This is a genomic window from Acuticoccus kandeliae (assembly GCF_003073115.1).
In genome coordinates, this window is record NZ_QBBV01000001.1 from 1,569,988 (window position 1) to 1,595,716 (window position 25,729).

Consider the following 25,729-nt stretch of genomic DNA (forward strand, 5'->3'; position numbering starts at 1 on the left):
GTAGACCCAGGCGGACGGCCGTCGCGGGACGGATTCGCCGAACCGGGGCTCGCGCGTCGCGGCGTTCAGGAATGGAGCGTGGGACGCGGCCGGCAGGCGAGGGCAAAGGCGCGGGGGCACGGCCTTCAGGCAGACAGGCTGTGGCGCGCGCCGTCGTCGGCGCGCGCCTCGGGGGGACGATGTTAGCGCGCGCTGCCCAGCTGGGGGCGCTCCTCCCAGCCGCCGTCGGGGCGGTGGACCCAGGCGCGGTCGTAGAGATAGGCCGTGGTGCAGGCGTGCTGCGGCATCAGGAGGACGCGGGTGCCGGGCGCGAGGTCGCCGTCCACGATCGTGTGCTCCTCGTTCATGAGGCGGATCTTGCCGTTCCAGCGGAAACGCTCGGCGAGCGGCTTGTCGGGGGAGATCGCCTTAGCCCCGGCGTCGAGGGTGATCGTGTCGCCATGCGCCGAGATCACTGTCGCGAGGACGAAGGCGGCGGGGAGCCAGCCGAGATGGGGGAGCTCCAGGTCGTGCTGCGCGCTCGAATAGGTCCAGCTGCCGGGGCAGACGCCGACCGCGACGTCGGCCGGCCACAGGTCGAAGGTGTAGCTGCCGCCCGCGATCGTGTCGGCCGCGATCCCCTCGGCCGCCAGCGCGGCGGTGAGGGTGCGCACCTTGGCCGCGAGCGCGTCGACCGCCTCCTGCCGCTCCGCGACGGTGCCCTTGATGTGTCCGTCATAGACGTGCCAGCCCTTGAAGCGGCCGGTCTCGGCGACCGTGCGGGCGAAGGCGAGCGCCTCGTCCCCGATGGGCAGGCCCGTGCGGCCGAGGCCGGGATCGAGGTCCACCCGCAGCCCGATCTTGTCGTCGGGCTTGAGCCGCTCCTTCCAGAGCGCCAGCGCGAACGGGCTGTCGACGAGCGCTTCGAGCGTGACGCCCGGGTTGGCGCGCGCCACGGCGATGAGGCGCTCGATGTTCGCCTTGTTGGCCGAGGGATAGGCCCACAGGACGCTCTTCGCCCCGGCGCCGACCGACATCTCGACCTCGGCGACGGTCGCGGCCTTGAAGGTCTTGATCCCCGCCTCGATCAGCAGCTTGACGATCCAGGGCGCGCGGTGGGTCTTGAGGTGCGGCATCAGCCGATCTGCCCCGCCCGCCGCCTCGAGGGTGCGGGCGAGATTGTGCCGCACGCGCGCCTCGTCGATGACGAAGGCGGGCGTCGCCACGCTCTCCGGCGGCAGCGTATCCGGAACGCCGGCGATGGTGGCGAAGGGGGAGAAGGTGTCCATGTCGTGTCCTCGGATCGGGCGGGCGCCGGGCGCCGCTGGTTTTTTGGCTCGTGCGGCCAGCCGTCAGGCGGCGGCCCGCGCCGGCTGGAGATTGGCGAAGATCGCCGCGACATTCGCGCCGAGCACCGCCTTCTTTTCCTCAGCGCTGAGGAAGGTGCAATAGCGGCGCACATAGTCGAGGCTCTGGCGATAGGTGCAGAAGCGTTCCACGTTCGGCATATCCGAGCCCCAGATGAGCTTGTGCGCGCCGAAAAGGTCACGCATCTGCGCGATGAGACCTTGCGCCTCCGGGTAGGGATAGTCCCATTTCCCGCCCCAGGTGATCGGAAACATGATCTCGATCAGAAGGTTCTCGTGGTGGTAGGCGGCGAGCACCTCGGCCGGGAAGTCCCATTTGCCCTCGGACGCGAAGAAGCCGACCGGCGGGCCCATCACGAGCACCCAGCGGATATTCGGATAGCGGTCCATCAGCCCGTGCAGGCGTTTCAGGTTCGCGATGTAGCTGTCGCGGCTATAGTCCGGGATCGCGGTGATCTCGAAGAAAACGGGCAGCCCCTTGGCGTCGACCTTCGACCAGAAGGTCGCGTATCGCGGGTCGTCGAAATGGATGTCGAAGCCGTTGCGCGCGTAGGCGTCGAGGGCGAAATAGACGCCCTTGAGGCCGAGCCCGATCGCGCGGTCGAACTCGGCGAGCGTCTCGTCGGTGTAGGCGCGCGGCTCGTCGACATTGAGGAGGGCGGTGAACTTGTCGGGGTACTGGTTCTGCGCGAAGGCGTTGTAGTCGTTCATCGCGCCATAGCCCCACCCGGCCTGCAGGATGGTGTGGTCGACGCCGGCATAGGTCATCTGGGCGAGCATCAGCTCGGGCGGCGCCACGATCTGCTGCATCCCGACGGGCATATATTGGGAATGGTAGTCCTCACCGTCGATGGTGAAGTCGAGCCGGCCATAATTGCCGACCCGGAAGCCCACATCCGTCAGTCCCGCCCATGAATTGTCGCCGGCCCGGAACAGCGCCGCGCCGGACATTTCCTTTCCGTCACGCGCGCGGAAGACAGAGGCGGACGTGCGCGTCTGGACCTTCTGCATGTACTTGCGGTGGATCTCGCTCGACGGGTGGCCGCAGGCTCCGGCCCAGTGCTGGAAGACGTGGGCGTGGCAATCGATGATCATCGGGTCCTCGTTGAATGGCGGTCGGGCGGGCCGGCCGTGAAGCCGGCCCGTCCCCGGTTTGGCGGCTTAGGCGAGTTCGGACAGGTACTGGTCGTAGAGGCGCTGCACCTGGCCGTTGGTGATGACGAAGTTCGCCCAGGTATCGAGGAAGAACTTCCAGGCCGGGTCGCCATGGCGGATGAGCCAGGTGTTCGGGCGCTTGTCGAAGGGGTTGTCGACGTCGACGATGTGGGCCCACGCGCCGTTGCGCTTCACGAGCGCCAGCGCGTCGCTGTCGCCCACCACGTACGCGGTGGCGCGCTTGGTGCGCACGGGCTCGGCCGCCATCACCTGCTGGCCCGAGATCGCCATGAACTTCGCCTCGGGGAAGAGGCCGGGCAGGCGCTGCTCCTCGCTGGAGCCGGCGCTGACGGAGAAGGTCACGTCCGCGCTGTTGAGGTCCTCGATCGTCTTGAAGCGCTCGGCGTCGTCCTTGTGGACGATGACGCTGCTCCCCTTCGACCAGAGCGGGCCGACATAGTTGCAGGCGAGCGCGCGCGGGATCGTGTAGACCGCCGAGGAGCCGAAGAGGTCGAAATCGTTCTTGCGCAGGCCGACCGTGGCGTTGGCGAAGGTGACCTCCTGCCAGTCGACCGTCATCTCGAGGTCGGTGGCGAGGCGCTCGACGAGCTCCTTGTAGACGCCGCGCAGCTCACCGGACTTGGCGTCCTTGTAGAACCAGAGCGGGGTCTGGGCGTAGCCGACGCGCAGCGCACCGCCGGCGCGGATGCTGTTCAGCACCGAATCCTCGGGGATGCCGCTGTCGAGAAGCTGGGCCTTGACCTCCCGGACGGAGGTTGCCGCGAGCGCGACACCGGCGACGCCAGCGACAGCGGCGCCCGTGAGGAGAGAACGGCGGTCGACACCGGTGTGACGGGGGGTCTCGGACTTGTCGTTCATGGTGGAAGCTCCCTTTGTGTGTACGAGAAAGAATCCGATCAGGCAGATCTCATTCCGAGTTTTCGGTTGAAGTGGGCGACGAAATAGTTTGCCAACATCGAGATGAGAAAGATCACGATGAAATACATCAGTGCGACGGACGTCAGAATTTCGATCGGTTCGAACCACTGATTGACGATGCGCATCGCCTCGTACATCAGGTCGGGAATGGCGATGACGGAGACGAGCGTTGACGATTTGATGACGACTGCGATCTGGTTGATGAGCGAGGGCGCCATCACCAGAAGAACTTGCGGCATCACGATATGCGCGAACACCTGCCGGTAGCGCATGCCGACGGCGAGGCCGGATTCGATCTGACCGCGTGCGAGCCCCTCGATGCCGGACCGGAACGTCTCCGCGAGATAGCCGCTCGACTGGAGCGCGAGGGCGATCACGCCCGCCGTGAAGACGCTGCGCGGGAAGCCGAAGAGTTCGGGCCAGACATAGTTGACCCAGAGAAGCTGCACGAAGATCGGCGTCGCCCGGCAGAACTCGATGTAGCCGATGGCGAGATAGCGCACGACCGGCACGTAGAGGCGGATGAGGCACGCGGTGAGGCCGAGCACGATCGCGAGCAGGAAGGCGAGGAAGCAGACCGACACCGTGACCCAGAGCCCCTGGAGGAGGGTGTCGATGTTCGCGAGGACGAAGCGGTTGAAGTTGCTGATCATGGCTCAGGCCCAGCCCCGCCGGCGCCAGCCGTTCGTCAGCCTTTGGACGAGCTGCGACGCGGTGATGATGATCAGGCAGTAGACGAGCGCCGCGCCGGTATAGAGGGGCAGGGGGCGCATCTCCTCGATGTTGATCATCGAGACGCGGTACATGATGTCTTCGACGGCGATGAGGGAGACGATCGACGTCGCCTTGAAGAGGGAGATGTACTGGTTGAGGGCCTCCGGCAGCATCCGCCGGACCGCCTGGGGAACGACGATGCGCCAGGTGATGTCGCGCCGCGACATGCCGAGCGACAGCGCCGCCTCGACCTGACCCGACGGCACGGAGCGCAGTCCCGCGCGCACCGTCTCGGCAAGGAAGCCGCTATAGGCGACGCCGAGCGCCAGCACCGCCGCGATGAAGGGGCTGAAGTCGAACCGGGTCTGGAGCAGCTTCGTCAGGAGGACGGGGAGGATGTAATAGACCCAGACGAGCAGGATATATTCCGGCGTATTGCGGAAGAATTCGGTGTAGCCGAGCGCGCCGAAGCGCAGGATCCGGATCCGGCTCAGCCGCGCGCTGCCGATGATGAAGGCGAGCACCGTCGCGAGGATGCCGGCGACCGCGAAGATCAGGATGTTGTTGGCGAAGCCGCTCAGGAGCGCGCGCCGATATTCCCAGAAGAGCGTGAGGTCGAGCGATTGGTTGAGTTGATCCAGCATCGGTCAGCTCGACATGTGCGCGACGAAGCGCCGGCAGGTCTCGCTCTTCGCCTGTCCGCCGAAGACCGCCTGCGGCGGGGCGTCCTCCTCGATCCGTCCCTGGTGGAGGAAGAGGACGCGGTCGGCGACATCGCGGGCGAACTGCATCTCGTGGGTGACGACGATCATCGTCGTGCCCTCGGCGGCGAGGCGGCGCATCACGTCGAGGACCTCCAGCGTCAGCTCCGGGTCGAGGGCGGAGGTCGGCTCGTCGAAGAGCATCACCTTCGGCTGCATGGCGAGCGCGCGGGCGATCGCGACGCGCTGCTGCTGGCCGCCGGAGAGCTGCGCGGGGTAGGCGTTCTCCTTCTCCGAGAGCCCGACCTTGGCGAGGAAGCCGCGCGCGATCTCCGTCGCATCCTTGCGGGACATGTTGCGCACGCGGATCGGCGCCTCGATGACGTTACCGAGCACCGTCTTGTGGGGCCACAGATTGAATTGCTGGAAGACCATGCCGAGCTTGGCGCGCATCGCGGCGATGCTCGCCGCGCTCGCCGCAATGCGGCGCCCGTTCGGGCCGACGGTCGCGCCGATCGGCTCGCCGTCGATATAGACTTCGCCCGCCGTCGGCTCCTCGAGATAATTGAGGCAGCGCAGGAGCGTGCTCTTGCCCGATCCGCTCGCCCCCAGGAGCGTCGTCACCGTGCCCCGGTCGATGTCGACCGAGATGTCCGTCAGGACGGGGAGCGTCCCGAACGACTTCGAGAGGTGACGCACGCTGATCATGGGTGGCTCTGCAGTCATCGCTCGCCTTTCGCCGCCTGGGGTAGGGCAATCATTGATGCTCGTGATCTTAGGGGCAATCCAGCGTGCAGGGATGCAGTCGCGCCCTGGCCGGCGTTCGCCAACCCTCACGCCACCGCGGATGGCGCAAGTCTGTGCATTATCTCTCTGATAAAACGAGGTTATTCTCTATGACCGCCTGACCGGGAGGCGGCAAGTGCCGCGATATTAGCCGCCCCTACAATAGGCGGTTATTTTGTGCTTCATTCGCTGTGCTTATGATGGATTGCAAGGATAGGCCGCGATGAGCGGGGGCTACGATCTAAGAGCGCTGGAGGTGTTCGCCGCCGTCGCCGACCTTCGCTCCATGACGCAGGCCGCCCAGCGCCTCGGCATGACCCAGCCCGCCGTCTCTCAGGCCGTACGCAATCTGGAGGAGAAGCTCGGCGTCCAGCTCCTCGATCGCTCGCGCCGTCCGCTGGTCCTCTCGGCGGCGGGGGAGTGGCTCCAGCGCACCGCGACGCAGATCCTCGGCGATGCGGCGCAGATCGCGCTCACGATCCGCCAGTTCGGGGAGGGGCAGGCGCTGCGCCTCCGGGTCGGGCTCGTGGATTCGCTCTCGGATCCGTTCGTGCCGGAGATGGTCAAGCAGCTCTCGCCCTCGGTCTACTATCTCTCGATCACCTCCGGCCTCGCGCGCACCCTGCGCTATGGGCTGATCGAGCGAAGCATCGACCTCATCATCACGAACGACCCGATCGAGGATCTGCCCGAGGGCGTGCACATCCCGATCTTTACCGAGCCCTATTTCCTCGTCCTTCCCGAGGCGTTCGACGCGGGCGCGCTCGATCTCGCCGCCCTCGTCGCGACGCGCCCCTTCATCCGCTGGAGCGCGCGCTCGTCGATGGGGGCGGACATCGACCGCCATTTCCGCCGGCTGCGGCTGGACCTCCGCCGCCAATACGAGTTCGAATCGGCCCGCACGATCCTTGGCATGGTCGCGGCCGACCTCGGCTGGGCGGTGATGACGCCGCTGTCCGTCTTCGACCTCATCCCGGTGCTCGGCCGCGTCCAGCTCGTCCCGGTGCCGGGCCCGCAATTCCGCCGCACGCTCTCGGTGGTGGCGACCGACGAGCAATACGCGCCCGTCGCGCGCCAGATCGGCCAGATCGCGGGCCGCATCCTGCGCCGCTCCTACGTGCCGCACATGATCCGCGCGGCCCCCTGGCTTCAGCTCGATGTCAGCGAGGCGCGCTCCATGATCCGCCTACAGCCGACCGAGGCGCGCCAGCCCGCCTGACGGGCGGGCGGCGCTCCGGCGGGCTCAGTCCGGGACGCCCGCGCGTCGCAGCGCATCGATCACCATCGCGCGCGAGCGCGGGTTCCGCATCGGGAGGACCCGCTCATAGTGGGAGGCGGTGACGCCGGGGGCGACCGAGAGGAGCGTGCGCGCCATCGCCTTCGCATCGTCGAACCGGCCGAGCGTGTCGTAGATCGCGATCAGCACCCAGGCGATCGTGTCGGTCCGGTCGTTCAGCGCCAGCGAGCGCTGGGCCAGCGCCAGCGCCGCCTCCGGTTCCCCTGCGAAGAGGTGGCCGCAGGCCGCCGTCGCCAGGAACACGAAGAGGTTCGGGTCCTTCGGGCAAAGCGCGATGCCGCGCTCGATGAGGGTAGTGCCCGCCTCGGTCTCGTCGCCGAACATCAGCCCGCAGCCGGCGATGAAGGTCACGAAGCCGGACCCCGGATTGATCTCCGTCGCCCGGTGGAGCGCCTCCATGCCGACCACATAATCCTGGCGCAGCATCACGAGGGCGAAGCCGCCGAGCACCACGGTCTTCGCGTCGTCGCCCCCGGCGGCGAGGGCGCGGCGGGCCCAGGCGACGCTCTGCGCGACATCGTCGGCGCCGCGGGGCGGCCACGCGCGCGTGACGCGCTGGACGAGGCCCCAGGCCGCGTGGGCGAGCGCCGGTCCGTAATTGGGGTCGAGGGCGATCGACTGCTCCAGAAGGTCGAGGGCGATCGTGTTCTCGTCGGGCTGGATCGTATAGAGGTGCGGCAGAGCCTGGAGGTAGAGGTCGTACGCGCCGATATGGCCGGCGGGCTTGCGCCGCGCACGCTCGATCTCGGCCTTGCGCACCGTCGGCTCCAGGATGCCGACGACGGAGGCGGTGATCTCGTCCTGCAGGGCGAACACGTCGTCGAGCCGGCCGTCATACTTGTCGGCCCACAGGTGCGCGCCGGTCTCCGCGTCGATGAGCTGGCCGGTGATGCGCACCCGCTCGCCCGCCTTGCGCACGCTGCCTTCCAGAACGTAGCGCACCCCGAGCTCGCGCCCGACCCGCCGCACGTCGACGGCGCGGCCCTTGTAGATGAAGGTCGAGTTGCGGGCGACGACGAAGAGCTCGTCGAAGCGCGAGAGGGCGGTGATGATGTCCTCCACCATGCCGTCGACGAAATATTCCTGCTCGGCGTCGCCCGACATGTTGGTGAAGGGGAGGACGGCGATCGAGGGCTTGTCCGGCCGGGCCGCCTCGTCCGGCTTTGCCGTGGTGGGGTTGACCTCGCGCGGGCGGGACGGTGCGCCGACCTCGATCGAATAGACCTTCATCGGCTCGGCGATGTTCTTCAGCTGCGCCTCGCCGAGATCGGTGACGGCGACCTCCAGGCGCGAGCGCACGAAGCGGTAGGCGTCGTCCGAGAGGCAGATCGCGCCGGGCGCGGCGAGCGCTTCCAGCCGCGCGGCGACGTTCACCCCGTCGCCCATGATGTCGCCGTCCTCCTCCTCGATGACGTCGCCGAGATGGACGCCGATGCGGAACACCATCCGCCGCGCATCGTCGACGTCCGCGTTCCGCTCCTTCACCGAATCCTGGATCTCGACCGCGCAGCGGACCGCCTCCACGACGCTGCCGAATTCCACGAGCGCACCATCGCCCATCCACTTCACGATCCGTCCCGAATGCTGGCGGACGGACGGGATGATCACGTCGGTCTGGACGGTGCGGAAGCGGGCGAGCGTGTCGTCCTCGTCGAGGCTCGCGAGGCGGCTGAAGCCGACGACGTCGGCGACGAGAATTGCCGCAAGCTTCCGTTTTTCAGCCACGTGGTTCCCCGCAGTGCCCTTTGGTGTGGCACTTGCCCGGCGCCATCGCGGAAATCTAGCGCAAGCTGTCGATGAGGTCCCAGAATTCGTTGCGGTTGTTCGTGCGGGGGAAGGGCTCTTCCGGCGGGTCGACGCCGAGGAAGGAGCAGATCGGCCCCCACCCGTCCTTCACGTTCGTGACGAGGAGGCGATCGGCGGGAATCGCGGCCTTAACCGCCTCGTTGTGCGCGATGAAGGCGGCCTCCATCTCGTCGACGCCGCCGTCGGCCGGGATCCCGTTCTGGAGGATCATCCGGCGCACCATCGCGATCCATTCGCGGAAGATCTCGGGCGGATCGTCCGTGCGGAAAGTGAGCTTGTGGATGGTGGCGTGGAAGCTTTCGGCCCAGGCTCGCGGATCGCGCACGCCGAGGATGAACTTCGCGTCGGGATAGGCGGCGTTCAGCTCGCGATAGAAGCGGGCCGTCGGCCAGTCGACCGCGCTGTTGTAGCCCGCATAGATGGCGTCCCAGTCCGGATCGCCGTCGAGCGCCTTGTTCCAGAGCGGAAGCTGCACCGGCATGTGCTTGGCGACCTCTTCCATGTGGAAGCAGGGGCCGAAGCCGAGCGCTTCGAGAGCAAGACGCAGCGAGTACGTTCCGGTTCGGCCCAACCCAGCGCCGATGACTGCCAGCGACACGCCCGCCTCCCTGGAATTTTTTGGAAACGTGCGACCGAACTTCGGATTCTGCAAGCGGAATCACGAAACGGATCTCACGTTTTTCGTGGGATTTTTTGCTGCAAGAAAAGCTCATCCCGCTCAAATTCTGCCGAAATGCTTTGCTCGCGTTCGTAGAGTGAAGATCTCCGCATTGGCGAGGTTCTGTATGGACGGATCCCGCGTGGAGAATTCTTTTTGGTAATAGTAATAAAAAATCTTGATAGGCGGAAAAAGTTGCCTTCAAAATTCGCCTCTCACGTTCCGCCGGTCGGTGGAGGCCGTGGCCGAGAGGGGGAAGGCGGATGGGTGGGGCGGCGGTCCGCGCGAAACAGACCAGCATCGTCCTGCCGAAGGGCGGCCGCCTACCCTCGGCCCCGCCCGACGAATATTATGAGCAGGCGATCCAGCTTCTCGGCGACACCGAGGCGCGAACCATCTTCGAATCCACCCGCCCGCGCTATCTCGTCGAACGGGTGGAGGACGAGTGCGGCCGGCTGATCGTCAGCCGGGCGCTCGGCGCGGGTGCGCTCCTGACGCCGGACATGCTCCCGCACGCCATCGGGGATGTCAGCCGGCCGATCTGGCGCGAGGCGATGCAGCTTCTCGCGATGCACGGGCTCGTGCGGGCGGTCCAGCGCAAGGGCGTCGTCGTCATGGATGCCGCGGCGTGGAACCTCCTCGATGCCAAGGTGCTGCGCTGGCACAGCCAGACCGGCCACATCGCCGAGATCGTGGAGGATCTCGCCGAGGTGCGCCGCATGATCGAGCCGTTCGCCGCGGCCCGCGCCGCCGAACGGGCGAGCATGGATGAGATCGCGTGCCTCTATCGTGCGCTGGAGGGGGTCGAGGGGCTCGTCGCGGGCGAGCACCGCGACCTCACGGCCGGGATCTATTTCCACGCCGGGATCCTGAAGGCGAGCGGCAACCGGGTGATCCACGGCATGGTCCCGATCCTCCTCCACGCGCTCTATGCGATCTATCGGGGCATCCCGGTCCAGGAGGCGGCGGCGCTCATCGGCGCGGAGATGGTCCGGCACCTGCGCGCGGTGGTGGACGCGATCGCGAACCGCGAGCCCCACGAGGCCGAACGCGCGATGAACCGCGCCATCAACAAGACGAACGCGACCTACCTGCCGTCCGCAAGCTGAAGGGGGCGGGCCCCCTCAGTGGCGGCCGTGCTTGGCGCGCAGATCGTTCATCGCCGCGGTGTAGCCGCCGCCCGATCCGTCGATGAAATGGAAGTGGCGGCTGTCGGTATAGGCCGGGACGATGCAGGTCATCAGCGCGGCGTCCTGGCTGAAGAGGCCGTAATGGAGGGCCTCGTCCGCCTCCGCCGCCTTCAGGTGATCGCGCAGCGCCGTCTCCAGCGTCGCGTCCGCGTCGAGGGTGAGCTGGAGGGCGTCGCCGTACTTGCGATAGTCGGCGTTGAGCCGCAGGAGCGCGCGATAGGCGGCCGGATCGAAAGAGCCGACCCGCATCCCCGTCGCGAACAGGAACCAGCCCATCAGCGCATGGGCGGCGGTGCGCACCACGCGGAGCGGCCCGCCGCCCGCCGCCCGCGCTTCGAGCCGCAGCGCGGACGGGGAAAGCATCGCGAGGGACGGGCCGTCGGTGGGGACCGGGTGCGCGTCGGGTGCAGCATCGATGAGGGCGAAGAGCGTGTCGAGGGCGGCGATGAAGGCCGGCTCGCCCGCGCCGCCCGGCTGCACGACGAGGGACAGCATCCGCCCGTTCTCCGCCCCGATCGGCCGCCATCGGCAGGAGAGGCCCTCAAGGTCGGGGCGCGCGCCCGGCGGTCCGGCGGGGACGGCGAAGTCGCCGGCCTTCATCCGCGCCTCGACCCAGGCGAGCCCGCCCCCCGCGAAGACCGCGTAGCCGACATGCGGCGTCGGGCGGAAGATCGCGATGCGCACATCGTGGCCGGCCGCGCGCACGGTTTCGACGGGGGTGAGCGCGGCGCGCAGCGTCATGCCGAGCGCGTCGCGGACCCAGGCCGCCGTCGCCGACAGCGTCTCGCCGAGCGCCGCGGCGTCTTCGGCGGGGACGGCGAAGGCGCATCCGTCGCCGCCGAAGGTGAAGGGGAAGTCGCGCGTCGCGAGGCGGTTCATGAGGCCCGAGATCGCCGCCGCGCCGGCGATGTTGACGGCCTTCTGACGCCCCCGCGCGATCTCGTCCGTGGAGCGGACGACGTCGGTGACGCCGAGGACCCAGCCGTCCGGCAGCGGGCGGTAGATGTCGGAATGGGTCACGTCGGCGAAGTTGCGGAACGTGTCGAACGCCTCAAGCCGGCCACCCATGCGCCCCTCCCGCGACCTCACCCGTTCGAAGATATAGGGTCGGAGCGGCGGCGATGGCTCCTAGGATGACCAACCTCGCTATGCCACAATGCGTCACACGCTTTGAGGCCCGCCATTGTCTACCATCTACCTCCATATCGGGATGCCGAAGACCGGATCGACCGCGATCCAGAATTTCTTCCACCGCCAGCGGGCGCGGGCGAAGACGGCGGGGCTGATGTACTCGTCCGTCGCCGGGGTGAACCACGGCAGGTTTCTCGATTCCCAATATTCCTACGCGCGGCCCAACGTGGCGCAGCGCCTCGCGCGGCTCGGCGCGTCGCACATGCTGGCGGAGCGGGAGGAATCGCGCGCCGCTTTCATCGCCGAGATGCAGGGGGCGGTGGACGAGGGGCTCGACGGGCTGCTCTCGGCGGAGAATCTCAGCGAGATGCTCGCGAAGGAGCTCGTCGCGCTGCGCGACAGTCTGCCGATGTTCGACCGCTTCGTGGTGCTCGGCTTCGCGCGCCCGCCACACGCCTGGAACCGCAGCATGGTCCAGCAGAGCCTGAAGGACGGGGTGGGCTTCGAGAGCCACGTCCAGACGCCGCGCGTCCCCGTCTATAGCCGCCGCTTCGGCCAGCACCTCGCGGTCTTCGGCGACAATGTCCGCCTCAAGATCTTCCATCGCTCGAAGCTCGTCGAAGGCTGCATCCTCCAGACCCTCCTGACGATGATGGACGGGGACCGGAGCGCGCTCGCCTCCGCCCGCGCGCCGCGCGTGAACGAATCGATGAGCCTCACCAGCGCGAAGCTCCTCGTCCTCCTGAACGAGGGGCAGGCGCGGCGCTCCTTCGCCAAGCTGCCGGGGCGGATCGCGGACGAATTGGGGCGCGGCTTCAGCGGCGCGTTCTTCGAGGAGGCGTTCGCGAGCGAAAAACCCTTCACCCGCTATCCGCAGAAATTCCTGTCCCGGATCCTCGCGATCCCCGGCCCGAAATTCCAGGTGCCGCTGGAGGTGGAGGAGGCGGCGGCCGAACGGGTCGAGACGGAGGTCGGCTGGATCTCCGACCTCCTCGGCGAGGACATCCGGCAGTTCGACGACCGGCAGAGCGGCGAGCGGATGCGCCTCAAGGAATACGCCACCTTCTCGGACGCCGAGGTCGACGCCATCGTCGCGACGATCGAGCGGATCAACGCGAAATAGACCCGCGGCACGACCGCTCGGGCAATCCGGGCAGGTGCCCGCCGCCGGGCCTCAGGTGAGGCGCGCCCCGGTCTCGCCGAAGGCCATCGCCCGCGCGGCGTCGAGGCGGACATGGACCGCGCCATCGGGCCGGGCGTCGGAGGCGGGCTGGACGAGGCGGAGGAGCCCCGCCGCCGTCTCCACATGGACGAGGCGGCTCGTGCCGAGCTCCTGGACAACGTCGACGCGGCCGGGGAGCGTGTCGTCGGACGGGCCGGAGGCGACGGAGAGGTCGTCCGGCCGGATGCCGATCTCGATCGCCGTTCCGTCCGCCACCCGCAAGAGGGCGGGGACGGGGAGGCGGGGGCCGGCCGCGAGCGCTGCCCGCCCCGCCTCGACATGCGCGGCGAGGAACTGCCCCTTCGCGACAACCTCGCGCCAGGGCCGACGGCGAGCCTCCACCTCCTACGTCGGGCGCGGCAATTGCAATGTCCTCATCACCGACGAGCTGACCGCGAACGCGATCCTGTCCCTCGACCCCTGACGGCCTCAGCCGCCGCGCCGATCGAGGACGAAGCGCCCGCGTTCGGCGACCGGCCGGCTCGGATCGGCCGCAAGGCGCGTGGCGAGCGCGGTCCCGGCATCGCCCAAGGCGTGGCGATGGGTGATGAGGGTGTCGGCCGCGACGCGCCGCACCGCCACCGCCCGGTCGGCCGCGGCTTCCCCCAGAAGGGCGAGGCGATCCGGCGGGTTCGCAAGGGGGCGCGTCGCGAAGCGCGGGACCCGTCGGCGCTCGTTGTAGACCTTGTCGATCCATTCCCACCCATGCCCGACGCGCCATCGCACTTCTCCCGCGAGGAGGATGCGGGTCGCCTCCGCCCGGAGCTGCGGCTGCCGGGCGTCTCGGGCGAGGCGGGGGAGCGCCGCATCGAGGGACGGGCGACGGGCGGCCTGCGTCAGGATCAGCGCGGCGGGCCCGGTCGTCGCCGCGAGGAGCCTCTCGGTCAGCACTCCCGTGACACTCGGGATGCCGATCGCTCGGTCGAGCGCGCCCTGGCTCTCCTGCGTGATCCGCCCCCAGGCGGCGCGGTGCGGCAGCAGCGCCATGAGGGCGGCGACGATGGTCTCGGGCGGGCTGGCCGCCGCCACCCGCGGCACCGCCGCCTGCGCCGCCACCTGCACCTGCGGCACCCAGTCATTGAGGCGGCGGATCAGCATCGCCGCGAGCACCATGCTGGGCGCCGACCACTCGATCGTCTCGAGTGCCCGTTCCCGGCGATAGCCGTCCCCGTTCACGAGATCGAGCCACGGCACGAGAGGCGACGACCGCGTCGGCAGCATGATACCCCAGAACCGCCGGGGCCGGCGGAGGGCCTCGGCGATCGCCCAGCGGATCAGGGCCTCGGCCCGGCCGGGATCGAGCCCTGCCGTTACGGCGACATAGGCTGCGAAGCGTGGATCGTCGGGGGCCGGCGGCCGGTGGGCGCGCGCGAGCGGCCGGATGGCGTCGACAAGGCGATCGTCGATCGTGCGCATGTGCCCTCCGCGCGTCTGCGGGCCGCGCCTCAGCCGGCGGCTGGCGGCCCCGCGCTCGCCTCGGCGAGGGTGCGCAGGATCGCGCCGCTCTCGCGGTCCATCGGATAGAAGCATTCGAGCGCGAGCTCGGACAGCGTCACGTCGGTGGCTGTGCCGAACACGGTGGTCGTGCTGATGAGGCGCAGCGTGCCGTGCGCCGTCGCAAGCTCGAGGGGGACGGTGAGGGCGCGCTTCTCCTCCTCCGCGTTGGCGCGATAGGGGCGCGCGCCGGGCGGGACGGGGTAGGTCCGCAACTCGGCAAGGAGCGTGGCGAGCACCGGATCGGCGGCCCGCTCCACCTCCCGCGCCACGCGATGGACGAGATGGGCGCGCCACTCGCGATAATTGGCGATGTGCGTGCCGATCCCGCCGGGGGCGAGGGAGAGGCGCAGGACGTTGACCGGCGGGGTGAGGAGGGAGGGATCCGCGCTCGCGAAGAGGCGAGCCGCGACGGCATTGTGCGCGGTCAGCGTCCAGTGCCGGTCGACGGCGATGGCGGGGTTCGGGGCGTGACCGTCGAGGATCGCCTGCACCTGGGCCGTGAGGTCCAGCGCGGCCCCCTCGAGCGCCTCGTCACGGAAGGTCGGGGCGTAGCCGGCGGCGAGGAGGAGGGCGTTCTGCGCGCGCAGCGGCACGTCGAGCCGCTCGGCGAGGCGGAGCAGCATCGCGCGGCTCGGCGTCGCCCGCCCGGTCTCCACGAAGCTGAGATGCCGCTGCGAGACCTCCGCATCGGCCGCGAGCACGAGCTGGCTCACCCGCCGCCGCTGGCGCCAGCCCTTCAACAACACGCCGACGGATTGGGGAGCCTCGCTCATGCCCCCTTCGTAGGGCGCCCGCCGCGGCCCGTCTACGACCTCGGAGGTAATCGCGATGCCGCGCGGCCGAGGGCACGGTCCCTCGACCCGGCCCGCGTGGGGCCGGCCATCGGGAGAACCTCATGCAAGACGATCGCACCATTTTGCGCCGCATCCTCTACCTCGACGCCGCGACCTGCGCGGCGATGGCGCTCCTCTGCCTCGCCGCCCGCACGCCTCTCTCCGCGGCAACGGGCCTGCCCCCCGGCCTCGTCCTCGGCGCGGGCCTCGCCCTCGTCCCGTCGGCTCTCTTCATGGCGGCGGTGGGGCGCGGCCGCCCGCCGTCCCGCGCCAGCACGGGGCTGGTGGTCGCGGGCAACGCGCTCTGGGTCGCGGCAAGCCTCGCCCTTCTCGCCCTCGTCCCGCTGACGGGCCTCGGCGTGGCGTTCGTGCTTCTCCAGGCGGGGGCGGTGGCGCTGCTTGCGACGGCCGAGGCGAGGCTCATGGCGCCTGCCGCGCGGATCGGGGCGGCATCGTGACGGCCGGGCAGGGGGTGCCGGCGCCGTCGGCCGCGCCGGCGGACGGGCCGCCGGCCTACGCCGTCGGCTGGCTCCGGAACGTGCGGATGGGGCCGGACATCGCCGCCTATCTCCGCGGCATCGACGCGACGCTCGCTCCCCATGGCGGCCGCTTCCTCATCCACGGCGGCCCGGTGACGCCGCTGGAGGGGTGGTGGGAGGCCGATCTCATCGTGATCGCCTTCCCCTCCGCCCGCGACGCCGCCGCCTGGTACGCGAGCGAGGCCTACCAGGCGCTCCTGCCGCTGCGCACAGGGAGCAGCGAGGGGCTCGTGGCGATCGTCGAGGGCACGGAGGCGGGTCACAGGGCGACGGATATTTTGCGGGGTGGTGAGTGAGGGCCGCTCCGGGCCTGATGACAAGGAGCTGGCGTTTGCTGACGCGCGCCATCAGCCCATCAGCCCATCAGCCCATCGGGCGATCCGCGTCCGCCTCGTCCGCGCCGCTTTGCCGGCGCCGAAGGGCGGGCGTCCCACTCCCGCGCCACGGCAGGCGGCCCTCCAATTCGATCTGGAGGGCGAAGCTGAGGAAGGTGCGGATGAGGACGATGAGGGCGAGGACGGCAAGGTTCGAGACCGTCGGCTCGATGAGGACCGTGCCGATGATGTCGGCCGCGACCAGCAATTCGAGGCCGAAGAGGATGCCGCGCCCGAGGCTCATCCGGTAGCGCTGGTAGACCGCCTCCCAGCCCCCGGGCTCGCGCTTCCGGCCCGCGACGATCCACACCCCCGACACGACCCCGACGATGATCGCGATCACGCCGAGAAGCTCGATCCCGGCCGAGATCGTATGGAATATCTCTTTCAGCAACCGCCCCTCCCGCGCGCTTCACCCGGTCGGGGAGGGCTACCCGCCGAGGCAGGTCCGCAAAGCTGAGCGAAACGCATCTTCGTATCCGGATAGCTCATCGCTACTGTTCGCCCGCCATCTTCATAGTCATTGCCAAAGCCTCTTCCCAAAAAGATCTCACGGAGATTCACATTCATAACAATCACAAAGGCAGGTAGTGTTTTGTGACAAGTCCGCCCGTGGCGCGGGGCGCCGCAGGGCGGGACGTCGTGAGCCTCAGAACAAGAACGACAGAAGGTGGAGTGGACGTCATGCCGAAACGAATGCTTGTCGCCGCGCTGTTGGCGGCCCTCGCGGCGCCGGCCGCATGGGCCGACGGGGCGGTCCCGCGATCGCTCGTGACGCCCGACAGGGTCGAGACCTCGCAGGGCACGTTCGAGTTCCACGAGGGGGTGCCGACGGAGGCGAGCGCGGCAGCCCTCTTCGACCAGCTCGATTTCACCTACGCCTACCGCGCCTTCACCGACACGATGCGCGGGGTCAGCATCCGCGCGCTGCGCAAGGGGCTCCTGGATATCGGCGTCAAGAAGAACGAGGTGCTCGTCTTCTCCGAGCTGATGGACGCGAAATCGCTGTTCCTCACCGCAAATGCCGACACGATCTACGTCATGGGATGGCTCGATCTCAGCGACGGGCCGGTGGTGCTGGAGACGCCGCCCAAATTCCTCGGCGCGGTGCAGGATGCGTGGTTCGGCTGGGTCATCGATCTCGGCCTGCCGGGGCCGGACCGGGGGCTCGGCGGCAAATATCTGATCGTCCCGCCGGGCTATGAGGGGACGCTGCCGGAGGGCGGCTATTTCATCGCCCATGCGAAGACGACGGGCATCGTCTGGTTCGGCCGCTCCTTCCTCGACAAGGGCAGCGATCCGAAGCCGGTCGTGGAGACGATCCGCGGCGCGACGCGGATCTATCCGTTCAAGCCCGGCGGCGTCGGCACCCCGATCGCCGCCTTCCTTGCCGGCAAGGCGATGCTCGGGCCGATCGAGGAGCCGGGCCCGACCGTCTTCCACGAGGGCAGCGGCAAGGTGATGAACACGGTGCCGCCGAACGACTGGTCCTATTTCGAGATGCTGAACGAGATCGTCCAGGCCGAGCCAGCGACCTCGCTCGACGCGGAGCTGATGGGCCCGATCGCGGCGCTCGGCATCGTGAAGGGCAAGCCGTTCGCGCCGGACGCGCGGATGAAAAGGATCATGACCGACGCGCTTGCCGTCGCGAATGCCGCCTCGCGCAACGTCTTCCTCAACCCGCGCGATCCGGCCTGGTTCTTCTACCCGGACTCGTCCTGGTACAATTTCCTCTTCGAGACGGGCTACCAGTTCGAGACGCCGATCCCGGAGATCACGCGCGAGGGGGCGAAGCCTTTCCCGCCGACCGGCTATCGCACGATGGATGCGCGCACGAGCTTCTTCTACGGCGTCACCGGCATCACCCCGGCGATGGCGATGCGCCTCACCGGCATCGGCTCGCAATATCTCCTCGCGATGCGCGACGCGGACAAGAAGGTCTTCGACGGGGCGGCGACCTACAAGGTGACGCTGCCGAAGGGGATTCCGCAGGCGAATTTCTGGTCGCTCACGGTCTACGACAACATGACCCGCTCGATGCTCGACACGCCCCAGCGCTTCCCGCGGGCGGGCAGCCAGTCCTACCCGACGCCGGCGGCGGAGGCGGACGCGGACGGGGCCACGACGGTCTATTTCGGGCCGGAGAAGCCTGAGGGCGTTGCGGACGGGAACTGGATCCAGACGACGCCCGGCAAGGGGTGGTTCGTGATCCTGCGCCTCTACAGCCCGCTGGAGCCCTTCTTCGACAAGAGCTGGCGGATCAGCGAGGTTAGCCGCGTCGAGTAGGCGCATACCGCAGGGGCTTTCCCTCGCGATTGCCGTTGTGCAATGCTTTGCGCAGAGCGCAACCGGACCGCGAGGGGCCTCGGTGACCAAGAAGACGCGCACGACGGACGCCGCCAGCAAGACGCCGCCCGCCAAGAAGGGGAGCGCGCCTGTCCTGTTGTCCGGCGGCAATCCGCAGATCCCGAAAGGGGAGGGTGACGGTCCGGTCCAGGCCTATATCGCGGCGATGCCGGGATGGAAGCAGGAGATCGGCCGCAAGCTCGACGCGCTGGTCGTGGCGGTCGTCCCGGATGTCGCGAAGGCGGTGAAGTGGAACTCGCCCTTTTACGGCGTGCCGGGCGAGGGGTGGTTCCTCAGCTACCATTGCTTCACGAAATACGTGAAGGTCACCTTCTTCCGCGGCACCTCGCTCACCCCCGTGCCGCCCGGCACCTCCAAGACGCCGGAGGTGCGCTATCTCGACATCCGCGAGGACGACCCGTTCGACGAGGCGCAGATCCGCGACTGGGTGAGGCAGGCAAGCGCGCTCCCCGGCGAGAAGCTCTGAGCCAAGCGCCTCACGCGGCGAGGCGCGCCGCAAGGCTGTCGCCCGTGCGCCAATGCACGGCGGACCAGCCGGCCGCGCGCGCCGCCTCGACATTCGCCGCCGTATCGTCGACGAGGGTGAGGTTCGCGCCCCCCGTGCCCGCCGCGCGCTCGGCCGCCGCGAAGAAGGCGGGGTCGGGTTTGCACGCACCGATGGCGGCCGAATAGACGATCCCGTCGACATGGTCCGCGAGGGCGAGCGTCTCCATCAGGTGCGCCGCGCGCATGTGCTCCTGGTTGGTCGCGAGGAGGATGCGCAGCCCCTCTGCCCGCATCGCGTCGCACTCGGCGAGGAGGGCGGTGTCGAGCGCGCTGTCATTGGCGAACCAGTAGGCGAGGAAGTCGGAAGGGGCGAGGTTCGGGGCGATCGCCGGCAGGCACGTCTCCAGCGTGTCGAGGAGCGCCTTGCGGCCCGTCACGATCGCGCGCCAGTGCGGGGCGAAGAACTGGGCCTGGAGGGCGGCGGGCGCGATGCCGAGATCGCGCTCGATGTCGTGCGCCCAGGAGCGGCCGTCCTGCGGCCGTCCGTTCACGAGCACCCCGTCGACATCGAGCATCAGGCAGCGTGTCATGTCCCCTCGCGCGGTGAGGCGGCCGCCCCGGCCGCGCGCGAGTGATGGCGGGTCGGCGGCGCGGGGGCAACCGCCCGCCTCGCATCGGGCTACAGGATCTGCGCGAGAAAAGCCTTCGTGCGCGCATGCTGCGGGTTGGTGAAGAAGGCCTCGGGCTCCGCACGCTCCACGATCTCGCCGTCGGCCATGAAGATCACGCGGTGGGCGACGGCCTGCGCGAAGCCCATCTCGTGGGTCACGCAGATCATCGTCATCCCCTCCTCGGCGAGCCAGATCATCGTGTCGAGCACCTCTTTCACCATTTCGGGGTCGAGGGCGGAGGTCGGCTCGTCGAACAGCATCAGCTTCGGCGACATGCAGAGCGCACGCGCGATCGCGACGCGCTGCTGCTGGCCGCCGGAGAGCTGCGCCGGATATTTCTTCGCCTGGTCGGCGATGCGCACGCGCTCCAGATAGGTCATCGCGATGGTTTCGGCCTCGGCGCGCCGCACCCCGCGCACCTTCATCGGCGCAAGCACGCAATTCTCCAGCACCGTCATGTGCGGGAAGAGATTGAACTGCTGGAACACCATGCCGATGTCGCGCCGCACGAGCTCGGTCGCCTTGCGGTCCGCGCCGAGCGTCACGCCCTCGACGACGACGTCGCCATTCTCGATCGGCTCGATCATGTTGATGCAGCGGATGAGGGTCGATTTGCCGGAGCCCGACGGGCCGCAGATCACGATCCGCTCGCCGAGATGGACGTCGAGGTTGATGTCCTTCAGCGCGCGGAACGAGCCGTAATATTTGGACACGCCGTTCATCGAGACGAGCGTCTCGCCCGCTTCGATCCGGCGCCGTTCCTGGGACGTGGTGGCGTTCACGGGGGCTCCTATCGCGTCGACGCGGCGAGCCGGTGCTCGAGGCGCATGCTCCAGAAGGAGAGCGGCCAGCACACGGCGAAGTACATGAGGCCGACGACGCCGTAGACGATCATCGGCTGGTAGGTGGCGTTGTTGATGTATTGCCCGCTGCGCATCAGCTCGGTGAAGCCGACGATCGAGGCGAGGGAGGTGCCCTTGATGAGCTGGACGAGGAAGCCGATCGTCGCCGGCAGCGAGATCCTGAGCGCCTGCGGCAGCACCACATAGCGCATGCGCGAGGCGTAGGAGAGGCTGAGCGCGAAGGCCGCCTCGGACTGGCCGCGCGGCACGGCCTGGATGCACCCGCGCCAGATCTCGCCGAGGAAGGCGCTCGCGTGGCAGGTGTAGGCGACGCAGATCGCCGTCCACGGGCTCACATTGATGCCGAGAATGCCGATCCCGAAATAGACGAGGAAGAGCTGCATCAGGAGCGGTGTGCCCTGGAACACCTCGATCAGATATTGCGCCGGCAGCCGCACGAGGCGCTTCGGCGAGACGCGGCAGAGCGCCACGACGAGGCCCCCGATGATGCCCCCCACGAACGCGACCGCGGCGATCGCGAGCGTCCACTGGAGGCCGATCAGGAGGAGGATGAAGTCGTCGAGCCCGAATGTCCTGACCATGGGCGTCACCGCGTCGGGTAAGAGAAGAGGATGCGGTCGAGGACGTTGAAGATCCTCGTGAAGACGCTCGACATGATCAGGTAGAGCGCCGTCGCGGCGAAGTAGATCTCGAAGCTGCGGAAGGTCACCGAGTCGAGGCGCTGCGCGACCGCCGTCAGCTCGCTCGCGGAGATCGCCGAGGCGATGCTCGAGGTGAGGAGGAGCAGGATGAACTGGCTCGTCAGCGCCGGGTAGATCGCGCGCATCGCGGGGGTGAGGATCACGTAGCGGAAGATCTGGAGGGGGCGCAGGCCGAGCGCGAAGCCGGCCTCCCACTGCCCCTTGGCGATCGAGGCGACGCCGCCGCGCATGATCTCCGCGGCGTACGCCCCGCCATTCAGGGCGAGGGCGACGAGGGCCGCCGTGTTGGGGCTCATGCGCACGCCGAGGCTCGGCAGGCCGAAGAAGAAGAAATAGAGCTGCAGCAGAAAGGGCGTGTTGCGGATGATCTCGATGTAGCCGATCGCGATCCAGCGCAGCAGCGCCACGCGCGAGGAGCGCGCCTGCAGGGTCAGGAGGGCGATGATGGTCGCGGCGATCATCGACAGCGCCGAGAGGCGCAGCGTCATCAGCGCGCCGTCGAGGAGCAGCCCGTAATTGTCCCAGACGACGCTGAAGTCGAATTCGTAAGCCACGATCGCGCGGGCCCCTCAGTCAAGGCGGGCGGCCGCGGATTGGATCCGCGGCAGCCCGCACCGGTCGCTCGTGCCGATCACTGTTCCGTGGTGAACGGAATTTCCGGCAGAGAGGTCGGGAATTCCGGATGATCGGTGCCGAGCCAGCGCTGGCTGATCTCGTTCAACTGGCCGCTTTCCTCGATCCGATTGAGGAAGTCGTTGAGATACTCGTTGAACTCCTTGTCGCCCTTGCGCGTGGCGATGCCGGTCCACTGGTTGTTGACGACGATCTTCTTCTCGAGATTGTGGCCGGGGTTCGACTGGTCGAGCATCTTGAGCGGGAAGATGGCGAGGCCGACGGCGTCCGCCTGGCCGGAGAGGACGGCCTGGACGGCCGAGGCGTCGTCGTCGAAGCGCAGGACCGTCGTGTCGGACGGCGCGTTCTCCGTCACCGCGATGTCGATCACGTTGCCGCGGTTCACCGCGACGCGCATCCCGGCGAGATCGGCATAGTCGGAGATGTTCTTGTCCTTGCCGGCGACGACGAGGTTCACGTTCGCGACGTAGGGGCGGGTGAACTGCACGACCTTCGCCCGGTCCGGGAACATGCCCATCGAGGCGATGAGAAGGTCGACCTTGTTCGTCATCAGCGTCGGAATGCGGCTCGTCACGATGACGCGCTCATATTCCGGCTTCACGCCGAGATCGGCCGCGAGCAGCTCCGCGACGTCGATGTCGACGCCGACCGGCTCGCCCTTGGCGTTGGTGAAGCCCCAGGGCGGCTCACCGCCGAGGACGCCGACGCGGATCGTGCCGCGCTCCTTGATCTCCTCCAGCGCGCCCGAGATGGCGGCCGGTGCGAAGGTCGCCGAAGCGACCGCGGCGGTGACGACGCCGAGGACCGCCCGGCGCGTCGCCTTTCCAAGCTTGAACATCGTTTTCTCCCCATGTGGCGCGAGTGGTCTTCGTTCTGTGGGGCCACTTCGCGATTGAGCTCGATCGTGCGCGCGGGGCGCGCTCGAAGCTTCGTGGCGCGCGCGACGAGCGGGTCGTCGCGCGTGCCGTGTCGTCGGAACGTGCCGTCATGCGCCGGCGCGGGGCCGGCGCGGGCTTTAGTGGATTTCGGTCCGGTCGGCGCCCTTCAGCGACAGCAGCTCGCGCGCCTCGTCGGGGGAGGCGACGCTCATGCCGAGCGACTCGATGACGTTGCGGATGATGCCGACCTGCTCGGCGTTCGTTTTCGCGAGGCGGCCGGGACCGGCCCACAGGCTGTCTTCCATGCCGACGCGCACGTTGCCGCCGAGCGTCAGCGCCATCGTCGCGATGCGCATCTGGTTGGAGCCCGCGCCGAGGACGGACCAGCGATACTGGTCGCCGAAGAGGCGGTCGGCGGTGCGCTTCATCATCATGACGTCTTCGGGATGCGTGCCGATGCCGCCGAGAATACCGAATACGGACTGGATGAAGAGCGGCGGTTTCACGAGGCCGGCGTCGAGGAAATACTTCAGATTATAAAGGTGCGCGATGTCGTAGCACTCGAACTCGAAGCGCGTGTCGTTGCCGCCGCACATGGTGAGCACGTATTCGATATCGGCGAAGGAGTTGCGGAAGACCGAATCCTTCGAGCGCTCCAGCGCCGGACGCTCCCAATCGTGCTTGAAGTCCTTGTAGCGCTCCAGCATCCGGTGCAGCGCGAAGTTCATCGAGCCCATGTTGAGCGAGGCGACCTCGGGCTTGAAGACCGCGGCCGGCTTCGCGCGCTCCTCCTTCGTCATGCCCGGACCGCCGCCGGTCGTCAGGTTGATGACGGCGCTCGTCGCCTGCTTGATCTGCGGGAGGAAGCGCCCGAACGCCTCCGGCGTCTGGTCGGGCTCGCCCGTCTCCGGGTTGCGCGCGTGGAGATGGATGATCGACGCGCCGGCCTCGGCCGCACCCACGGCGGCGTCGACGATCTCTTCCGGCGTGACCGGCAAATGCGGCGACATGGACGGCGTGTGGATCGCGCCCGTCACCGCGCAGGTGATGATCACCTTGTTCTGAGTAGCCAAAATTTCCTCCACGACGGGCTCAATTTGTGAGTCACGCGGCCCGTATGTATCGTTATGTCCCACATAGTGAGACAAAAGTTTGTGTTGTCAACTCAGATCTCATATGAATGGACTGTGACGCAGTGGGTGGCAGGCAGTGACGACGCAACTGGATTCCGAGGCGGTCGACGGCGGACGCGAGGTGCAGGGCGCACAGACCCTGCTGCGCGGCCTCGACATCCTCCTGTTCATCGGCATGTCGCCGCAGCCGCTCCGCTTTCGCGATCTCGAGACCGCCATCAACATCCCGCGCGCGACGCTGCACCGCCTCGTCGCGGCGCTCACGAGCCGGGGGCTCCTGCGCTATGACGAGCGGGCGAAGACCTACTCGGTCGGGATGCGCGTCCTGGAGCTGTCCCGCCGCACGCTCGACACCAGCGGCATCATCCGCACCACCAAGCCCGAGATCGGCCGCCTCGCGCGCCACCTGAAGCGCACCATCCTGGTGCAGGTGCTCGACGGGGCGGACGTGTTCGTCCTCGATTTCGAGGATTACGACCTCTCCTTCGCCCGCCTTGTGCGCGCCTGGCCGCGCTCCAACGCGATCGAGACGGCGGCGGGGCGGGCGATGCTCGCCGCGATCCCGCGCGACAAGTGCGAGCAGCTCCTGCGCCGCGCGGAGGACAGCCCGGACATGGAGCGCATCTGGGGCGACCTCAGCATTGCGAAGGCCCTCGGCTACTCGGTGATGGCGCACGAGCCGGGGTCGGGGAAGGCGAGCGCGGCGGCCGCGATCGTCGACACCACGGGCTACCCGATCGCCGCGCTCTCCTGCCAGCTCGACGCGAACGCCTCATCGGAGGAGCTGCACGAGATCGGCCGCACCATCGCGGAGGGCGCGCGCCGCGCCTCCGGCCAGGTCCGCATCGGGTTCGCGACGCCGACGATCCTGCCGCGCCCCGAGACCCCGGCCGCGCCCGCCTACGATCTCGAGGTGCTGCCGACCGGGCGCGACTTCGTCGGCGACAATCCGATCTGGCACGCGAGGAGCGGGCGGCTCTACTGGGTCGACGTGCTCGCCCCGGCGCTGCGCTGGTGGGAGCCGGCGACGCGGGCGGTCGGCCGGGTCGAGCTCAGCCACATCACGGCCGGCCTCGCCTTCGACACGGACGACCGCCTCATCGCGCTCGGCGAAAGGGGTGTGTGCGTCCTCGATCCGGAGGAGGGGCGGCTCTCGACGATCCTCGACCCGGAGGCGGACCGCAAGGACAACCGCTTCAACATCGCCTCGGTCGACCCCATGGGGCGGATCTGGGCGGGCACGATGGCCGTCAACCACGAGGTGGGGAAGGGAAGCCTCTGGTCGATCGAGGCGGGGCTCGTCGCCAAGCGCCGCCTCGACCGGGTGGGGATGCCGAAGAATGTGGCCTTCGACGCGGCGAGCCGGCACATGTATTTCGCCGACACCGCCGAGCGGACCGTGTTCGTCTACGAGTTCGACCTCGCGCGCGGCGAGCTCGGCGCGCGGCGGCCTTTCGTGGTGGGCGACGCGTCCAGCCAGCCCGGCGGCATCGCGATCGACGCCGAGGACCATGTCTGGGTGACCTTCCTCGGCGGGTGGTGCGTGCGGCGCTTCGCGCCCGACGGGACGATGGTGGCCGAGATCGTCCTGCCGATCCCGATGCCGATGAATTGCGCCTTCGGCGGGCCGGACCTCAAGACGCTGTTCGTGACGAGCACCTGGATCCGGATGCCACATGGTCTCTCGGCGCAGGCGCCGAGCGCGGGCCAGCTCATCGCCGTCCACGGCGACGTCGCCGGCCGGCCGACCCCCGCCGTGCGATTCTAGATCATCCCGCGCTCGATAGAGCGCGGACAAGATGATCGCTA

The 25,729-nt window shown here is 68.5% G+C and carries 27 protein-coding genes; 8 read left to right on the plus strand and 19 right to left on the minus strand.

The window, feature by feature from the left end; all coding sequences use genetic code 11:
- Window positions 1-182 precede the first annotated feature (182 nt).
- From DBV35_RS07215 to DBV35_RS07240, 6 genes are all read right to left on the minus strand, one after another.
- On the minus strand, window positions 183-1,268 hold the full coding sequence (locus DBV35_RS07215; protein WP_108659503.1) for an alanine racemase: 1,086 nt from the start codon (window positions 1,266-1,268) through the stop codon (window positions 183-185).
- 63 nt (window positions 1,269-1,331) lie between these two features.
- A complete protein-coding gene (locus tag DBV35_RS07220) occupies window positions 1,332-2,441 on the minus strand; it encodes an amidohydrolase family protein (RefSeq protein WP_108659504.1) in 1,110 nt (369 codons plus the stop codon).
- Window positions 2,442-2,507: 66 nt separating this feature from the next.
- A complete protein-coding gene (locus tag DBV35_RS07225; protein ID WP_108659505.1) occupies window positions 2,508-3,380 on the minus strand; it encodes a substrate-binding periplasmic protein in 873 nt (290 codons plus the stop codon).
- 38 nt (window positions 3,381-3,418) lie between these two features.
- A complete protein-coding gene (locus tag DBV35_RS07230) occupies window positions 3,419-4,093 on the minus strand; it encodes an amino acid ABC transporter permease (protein ID WP_108659506.1) in 675 nt (224 codons plus the stop codon).
- A 3-nt stretch (window positions 4,094-4,096) separates the two neighbouring features.
- A complete protein-coding gene (locus DBV35_RS07235) occupies window positions 4,097-4,798 on the minus strand; it encodes an amino acid ABC transporter permease (RefSeq protein WP_108659507.1) in 702 nt (233 codons plus the stop codon).
- Window positions 4,799-4,801: 3 nt separating this feature from the next.
- Entirely contained in the window at window positions 4,802-5,563 is a 762-nt protein-coding gene (locus DBV35_RS07240; protein ID WP_157961619.1) for an amino acid ABC transporter ATP-binding protein, read from the minus strand.
- 301 nt (window positions 5,564-5,864) lie between these two features.
- Here DBV35_RS07240 and DBV35_RS07245 point away from each other — a divergent pair, with 301 nt between their 5' ends.
- Window positions 5,865-6,860: a LysR family transcriptional regulator gene (locus DBV35_RS07245; protein ID WP_108659509.1), complete on the plus strand. Its 996-nt coding sequence runs from the start codon at window positions 5,865-5,867 to the stop codon at window positions 6,858-6,860.
- Window positions 6,861-6,884: 24 nt separating this feature from the next.
- On the opposite strand, the gene DBV35_RS07250 is transcribed toward DBV35_RS07245, so the two are convergent.
- Together DBV35_RS07250 and DBV35_RS07255 are read right to left on the minus strand one after the other, a co-directional pair.
- On the minus strand, window positions 6,885-8,663 hold the full coding sequence (locus DBV35_RS07250; RefSeq protein ID WP_108659510.1) for an adenylate/guanylate cyclase domain-containing protein: 1,779 nt from the start codon (window positions 8,661-8,663) through the stop codon (window positions 6,885-6,887).
- Window positions 8,664-8,718: 55 nt separating this feature from the next.
- On the minus strand, window positions 8,719-9,342 hold the full coding sequence (locus DBV35_RS07255) for a sulfotransferase family protein (protein WP_108659511.1): 624 nt from the start codon (window positions 9,340-9,342) through the stop codon (window positions 8,719-8,721).
- A 323-nt stretch (window positions 9,343-9,665) separates the two neighbouring features.
- On the opposite strand from DBV35_RS07255, the gene DBV35_RS07260 reads away from it, so the two are divergent.
- On the plus strand, window positions 9,666-10,511 hold the full coding sequence (locus tag DBV35_RS07260; protein WP_108659512.1) for a FadR/GntR family transcriptional regulator: 846 nt from the start codon (window positions 9,666-9,668) through the stop codon (window positions 10,509-10,511).
- A 15-nt stretch (window positions 10,512-10,526) separates the two neighbouring features.
- Here the strand turns inward: DBV35_RS07260 and DBV35_RS07265 are convergent, their stop codons facing one another.
- Complete coding sequence (locus tag DBV35_RS07265; RefSeq protein ID WP_108659513.1) at window positions 10,527-11,660, minus strand: DUF3095 domain-containing protein; 1,134 nt, start codon at window positions 11,658-11,660, stop codon at window positions 10,527-10,529.
- Between the two features lie 115 nt (window positions 11,661-11,775).
- On the opposite strand from DBV35_RS07265, the gene DBV35_RS07270 reads away from it, so the two are divergent.
- Window positions 11,776-12,846, plus strand: coding sequence for a hypothetical protein (locus tag DBV35_RS07270; protein ID WP_108659514.1), 1,071 nt, complete (start codon window positions 11,776-11,778; stop codon window positions 12,844-12,846).
- Between the two features lie 51 nt (window positions 12,847-12,897).
- On the opposite strand, the gene DBV35_RS07275 is transcribed toward DBV35_RS07270, so the two are convergent.
- The 3 genes from DBV35_RS07275 to DBV35_RS07285 all read right to left on the minus strand — a co-directional run bounded on the left by DBV35_RS07275 (window position 12,898) and on the right by DBV35_RS07285 (window position 15,215).
- Window positions 12,898-13,287 carry a TOBE domain-containing protein gene (locus DBV35_RS07275; RefSeq protein ID WP_108659515.1) on the minus strand — a complete coding sequence of 130 codons (390 nt, stop codon included), beginning with the start codon at window positions 13,285-13,287 and terminating at the stop codon, window positions 12,898-12,900.
- Between the two features lie 87 nt (window positions 13,288-13,374).
- Window positions 13,375-14,361 carry a hypothetical protein gene (locus DBV35_RS07280; RefSeq protein WP_108659516.1) on the minus strand — a complete coding sequence of 329 codons (987 nt, stop codon included), beginning with the start codon at window positions 14,359-14,361 and terminating at the stop codon, window positions 13,375-13,377.
- 29 nt (window positions 14,362-14,390) lie between these two features.
- A complete protein-coding gene (locus tag DBV35_RS07285; RefSeq protein ID WP_108659517.1) occupies window positions 14,391-15,215 on the minus strand; it encodes a helix-turn-helix domain-containing protein in 825 nt (274 codons plus the stop codon).
- A gap of 122 nt (window positions 15,216-15,337) precedes the next feature.
- On the opposite strand from DBV35_RS07285, the gene DBV35_RS30995 reads away from it, so the two are divergent.
- A complete protein-coding gene (locus DBV35_RS30995) occupies window positions 15,338-15,733 on the plus strand; it encodes a hypothetical protein (protein WP_157961620.1) in 396 nt (131 codons plus the stop codon).
- Window positions 15,730-16,110, plus strand: a complete 381-nt coding sequence (locus DBV35_RS31000) for a DUF1330 domain-containing protein (protein WP_245943864.1) — start codon at window positions 15,730-15,732, stop codon at window positions 16,108-16,110. Before DBV35_RS30995 ends, DBV35_RS31000 begins: the two co-directional genes overlap by 4 nt.
- A 67-nt stretch (window positions 16,111-16,177) precedes the next feature.
- On the opposite strand, the gene DBV35_RS07295 is transcribed toward DBV35_RS31000, so the two are convergent.
- A complete protein-coding gene (locus DBV35_RS07295) occupies window positions 16,178-16,582 on the minus strand; it encodes a DUF1622 domain-containing protein (protein ID WP_108659519.1) in 405 nt (134 codons plus the stop codon).
- A 290-nt stretch (window positions 16,583-16,872) separates the two neighbouring features.
- On the opposite strand from DBV35_RS07295, the gene DBV35_RS07300 reads away from it, so the two are divergent.
- Together DBV35_RS07300 and DBV35_RS07305 are read left to right on the plus strand one after the other, a co-directional pair.
- Window positions 16,873-18,474, plus strand: coding sequence for a DUF1254 domain-containing protein (locus tag DBV35_RS07300; RefSeq protein WP_108660602.1), 1,602 nt, complete (start codon window positions 16,873-16,875; stop codon window positions 18,472-18,474).
- An 82-nt stretch (window positions 18,475-18,556) separates the two neighbouring features.
- The gene (locus tag DBV35_RS07305) at window positions 18,557-19,021 is read left to right on the plus strand and encodes a DUF1801 domain-containing protein (RefSeq protein WP_245943865.1); all 465 of its coding nucleotides are present in this window, start codon (window positions 18,557-18,559) and stop codon (window positions 19,019-19,021) included.
- Window positions 19,022-19,031: 10 nt separating this feature from the next.
- Here DBV35_RS07305 and DBV35_RS07310 read toward each other — a convergent pair whose 3' ends face one another.
- From DBV35_RS07310 to kce, 6 genes are all read right to left on the minus strand, one after another.
- On the minus strand, window positions 19,032-19,631 hold the full coding sequence (locus DBV35_RS07310) for an HAD-IA family hydrolase (RefSeq protein ID WP_108659520.1): 600 nt from the start codon (window positions 19,629-19,631) through the stop codon (window positions 19,032-19,034).
- An 89-nt stretch (window positions 19,632-19,720) separates the two neighbouring features.
- Window positions 19,721-20,434, minus strand: a complete 714-nt coding sequence (locus DBV35_RS07315) for an amino acid ABC transporter ATP-binding protein (RefSeq protein WP_108660604.1) — start codon at window positions 20,432-20,434, stop codon at window positions 19,721-19,723.
- A 68-nt stretch (window positions 20,435-20,502) separates the two neighbouring features.
- Window positions 20,503-21,156 (minus strand): amino acid ABC transporter permease, encoded by a 654-nt coding sequence (locus DBV35_RS07320; RefSeq protein WP_108659521.1) that lies wholly within the window; start codon window positions 21,154-21,156, stop codon window positions 20,503-20,505.
- A 5-nt stretch (window positions 21,157-21,161) separates the two neighbouring features.
- A complete protein-coding gene (locus DBV35_RS07325; RefSeq protein ID WP_108659522.1) occupies window positions 21,162-21,830 on the minus strand; it encodes an amino acid ABC transporter permease in 669 nt (222 codons plus the stop codon).
- A gap of 77 nt (window positions 21,831-21,907) precedes the next feature.
- Window positions 21,908-22,747: a transporter substrate-binding domain-containing protein gene (locus tag DBV35_RS07330; RefSeq protein ID WP_108659523.1), complete on the minus strand. Its 840-nt coding sequence runs from the start codon at window positions 22,745-22,747 to the stop codon at window positions 21,908-21,910.
- Between the two features lie 177 nt (window positions 22,748-22,924).
- Window positions 22,925-23,860: a 3,5-dioxohexanoate:acetyl-CoA acetone transferase gene (gene kce / locus DBV35_RS07335; RefSeq protein ID WP_108659524.1), complete on the minus strand. Its 936-nt coding sequence runs from the start codon at window positions 23,858-23,860 to the stop codon at window positions 22,925-22,927.
- Window positions 23,861-23,996: 136 nt separating this feature from the next.
- Here kce and DBV35_RS07340 point away from each other — a divergent pair, with 136 nt between their 5' ends.
- Complete coding sequence (locus DBV35_RS07340) at window positions 23,997-25,688, plus strand: SMP-30/gluconolactonase/LRE family protein (protein WP_108659525.1); 1,692 nt, start codon at window positions 23,997-23,999, stop codon at window positions 25,686-25,688.
- Window positions 25,689-25,729 lie beyond the last annotated feature (41 nt).

What these genes read in the sequence shown, in the direction of transcription:
- DBV35_RS07215 (WP_108659503.1), bottom strand. Translation starts at nt 1,268, where the DNA reads ATGGACACCTTCTCCCCCTTCGCCACCATCGCCGGCGTTCCGGATACG.
- DBV35_RS07220 (WP_108659504.1), bottom strand. Translation starts at nt 2,441, where the DNA reads ATGATCATCGATTGCCACGCCCACGTCTTCCAGCACTGGGCCGGAGCC.
- DBV35_RS07225 (WP_108659505.1), bottom strand. Translation starts at nt 3,380, where the DNA reads ATGAACGACAAGTCCGAGACCCCCCGTCACACCGGTGTCGACCGCCGT.
- DBV35_RS07230 (WP_108659506.1), bottom strand. Translation starts at nt 4,093, where the DNA reads ATGATCAGCAACTTCAACCGCTTCGTCCTCGCGAACATCGACACCCTC.
- DBV35_RS07235 (WP_108659507.1), bottom strand. Translation starts at nt 4,798, where the DNA reads ATGCTGGATCAACTCAACCAATCGCTCGACCTCACGCTCTTCTGGGAA.
- DBV35_RS07240 (WP_157961619.1), bottom strand. Translation starts at nt 5,563, where the DNA reads ATGATCAGCGTGCGTCACCTCTCGAAGTCGTTCGGGACGCTCCCCGTC.
- DBV35_RS07245 (WP_108659509.1), top strand. Translation starts at nt 5,865, where the DNA reads ATGAGCGGGGGCTACGATCTAAGAGCGCTGGAGGTGTTCGCCGCCGTC.
- DBV35_RS07260 (WP_108659512.1), top strand. Translation starts at nt 9,666, where the DNA reads ATGGGTGGGGCGGCGGTCCGCGCGAAACAGACCAGCATCGTCCTGCCG.
- DBV35_RS07265 (WP_108659513.1), bottom strand. Translation starts at nt 11,660, where the DNA reads ATGGGTGGCCGGCTTGAGGCGTTCGACACGTTCCGCAACTTCGCCGAC.
- DBV35_RS07280 (WP_108659516.1), bottom strand. Translation starts at nt 14,361, where the DNA reads ATGCGCACGATCGACGATCGCCTTGTCGACGCCATCCGGCCGCTCGCG.
- DBV35_RS07285 (WP_108659517.1), bottom strand. Translation starts at nt 15,215, where the DNA reads ATGAGCGAGGCTCCCCAATCCGTCGGCGTGTTGTTGAAGGGCTGGCGC.
- DBV35_RS30995 (WP_157961620.1), top strand. Translation starts at nt 15,338, where the DNA reads ATGCAAGACGATCGCACCATTTTGCGCCGCATCCTCTACCTCGACGCC.
- DBV35_RS07300 (WP_108660602.1), top strand. Translation starts at nt 16,873, where the DNA reads ATGCCGAAACGAATGCTTGTCGCCGCGCTGTTGGCGGCCCTCGCGGCG.
- DBV35_RS07310 (WP_108659520.1), bottom strand. Translation starts at nt 19,631, where the DNA reads ATGACACGCTGCCTGATGCTCGATGTCGACGGGGTGCTCGTGAACGGA.
- DBV35_RS07315 (WP_108660604.1), bottom strand. Translation starts at nt 20,434, where the DNA reads ATGAACGGCGTGTCCAAATATTACGGCTCGTTCCGCGCGCTGAAGGAC.
- DBV35_RS07320 (WP_108659521.1), bottom strand. Translation starts at nt 21,156, where the DNA reads ATGGTCAGGACATTCGGGCTCGACGACTTCATCCTCCTCCTGATCGGC.
- DBV35_RS07330 (WP_108659523.1), bottom strand. Translation starts at nt 22,747, where the DNA reads ATGTTCAAGCTTGGAAAGGCGACGCGCCGGGCGGTCCTCGGCGTCGTC.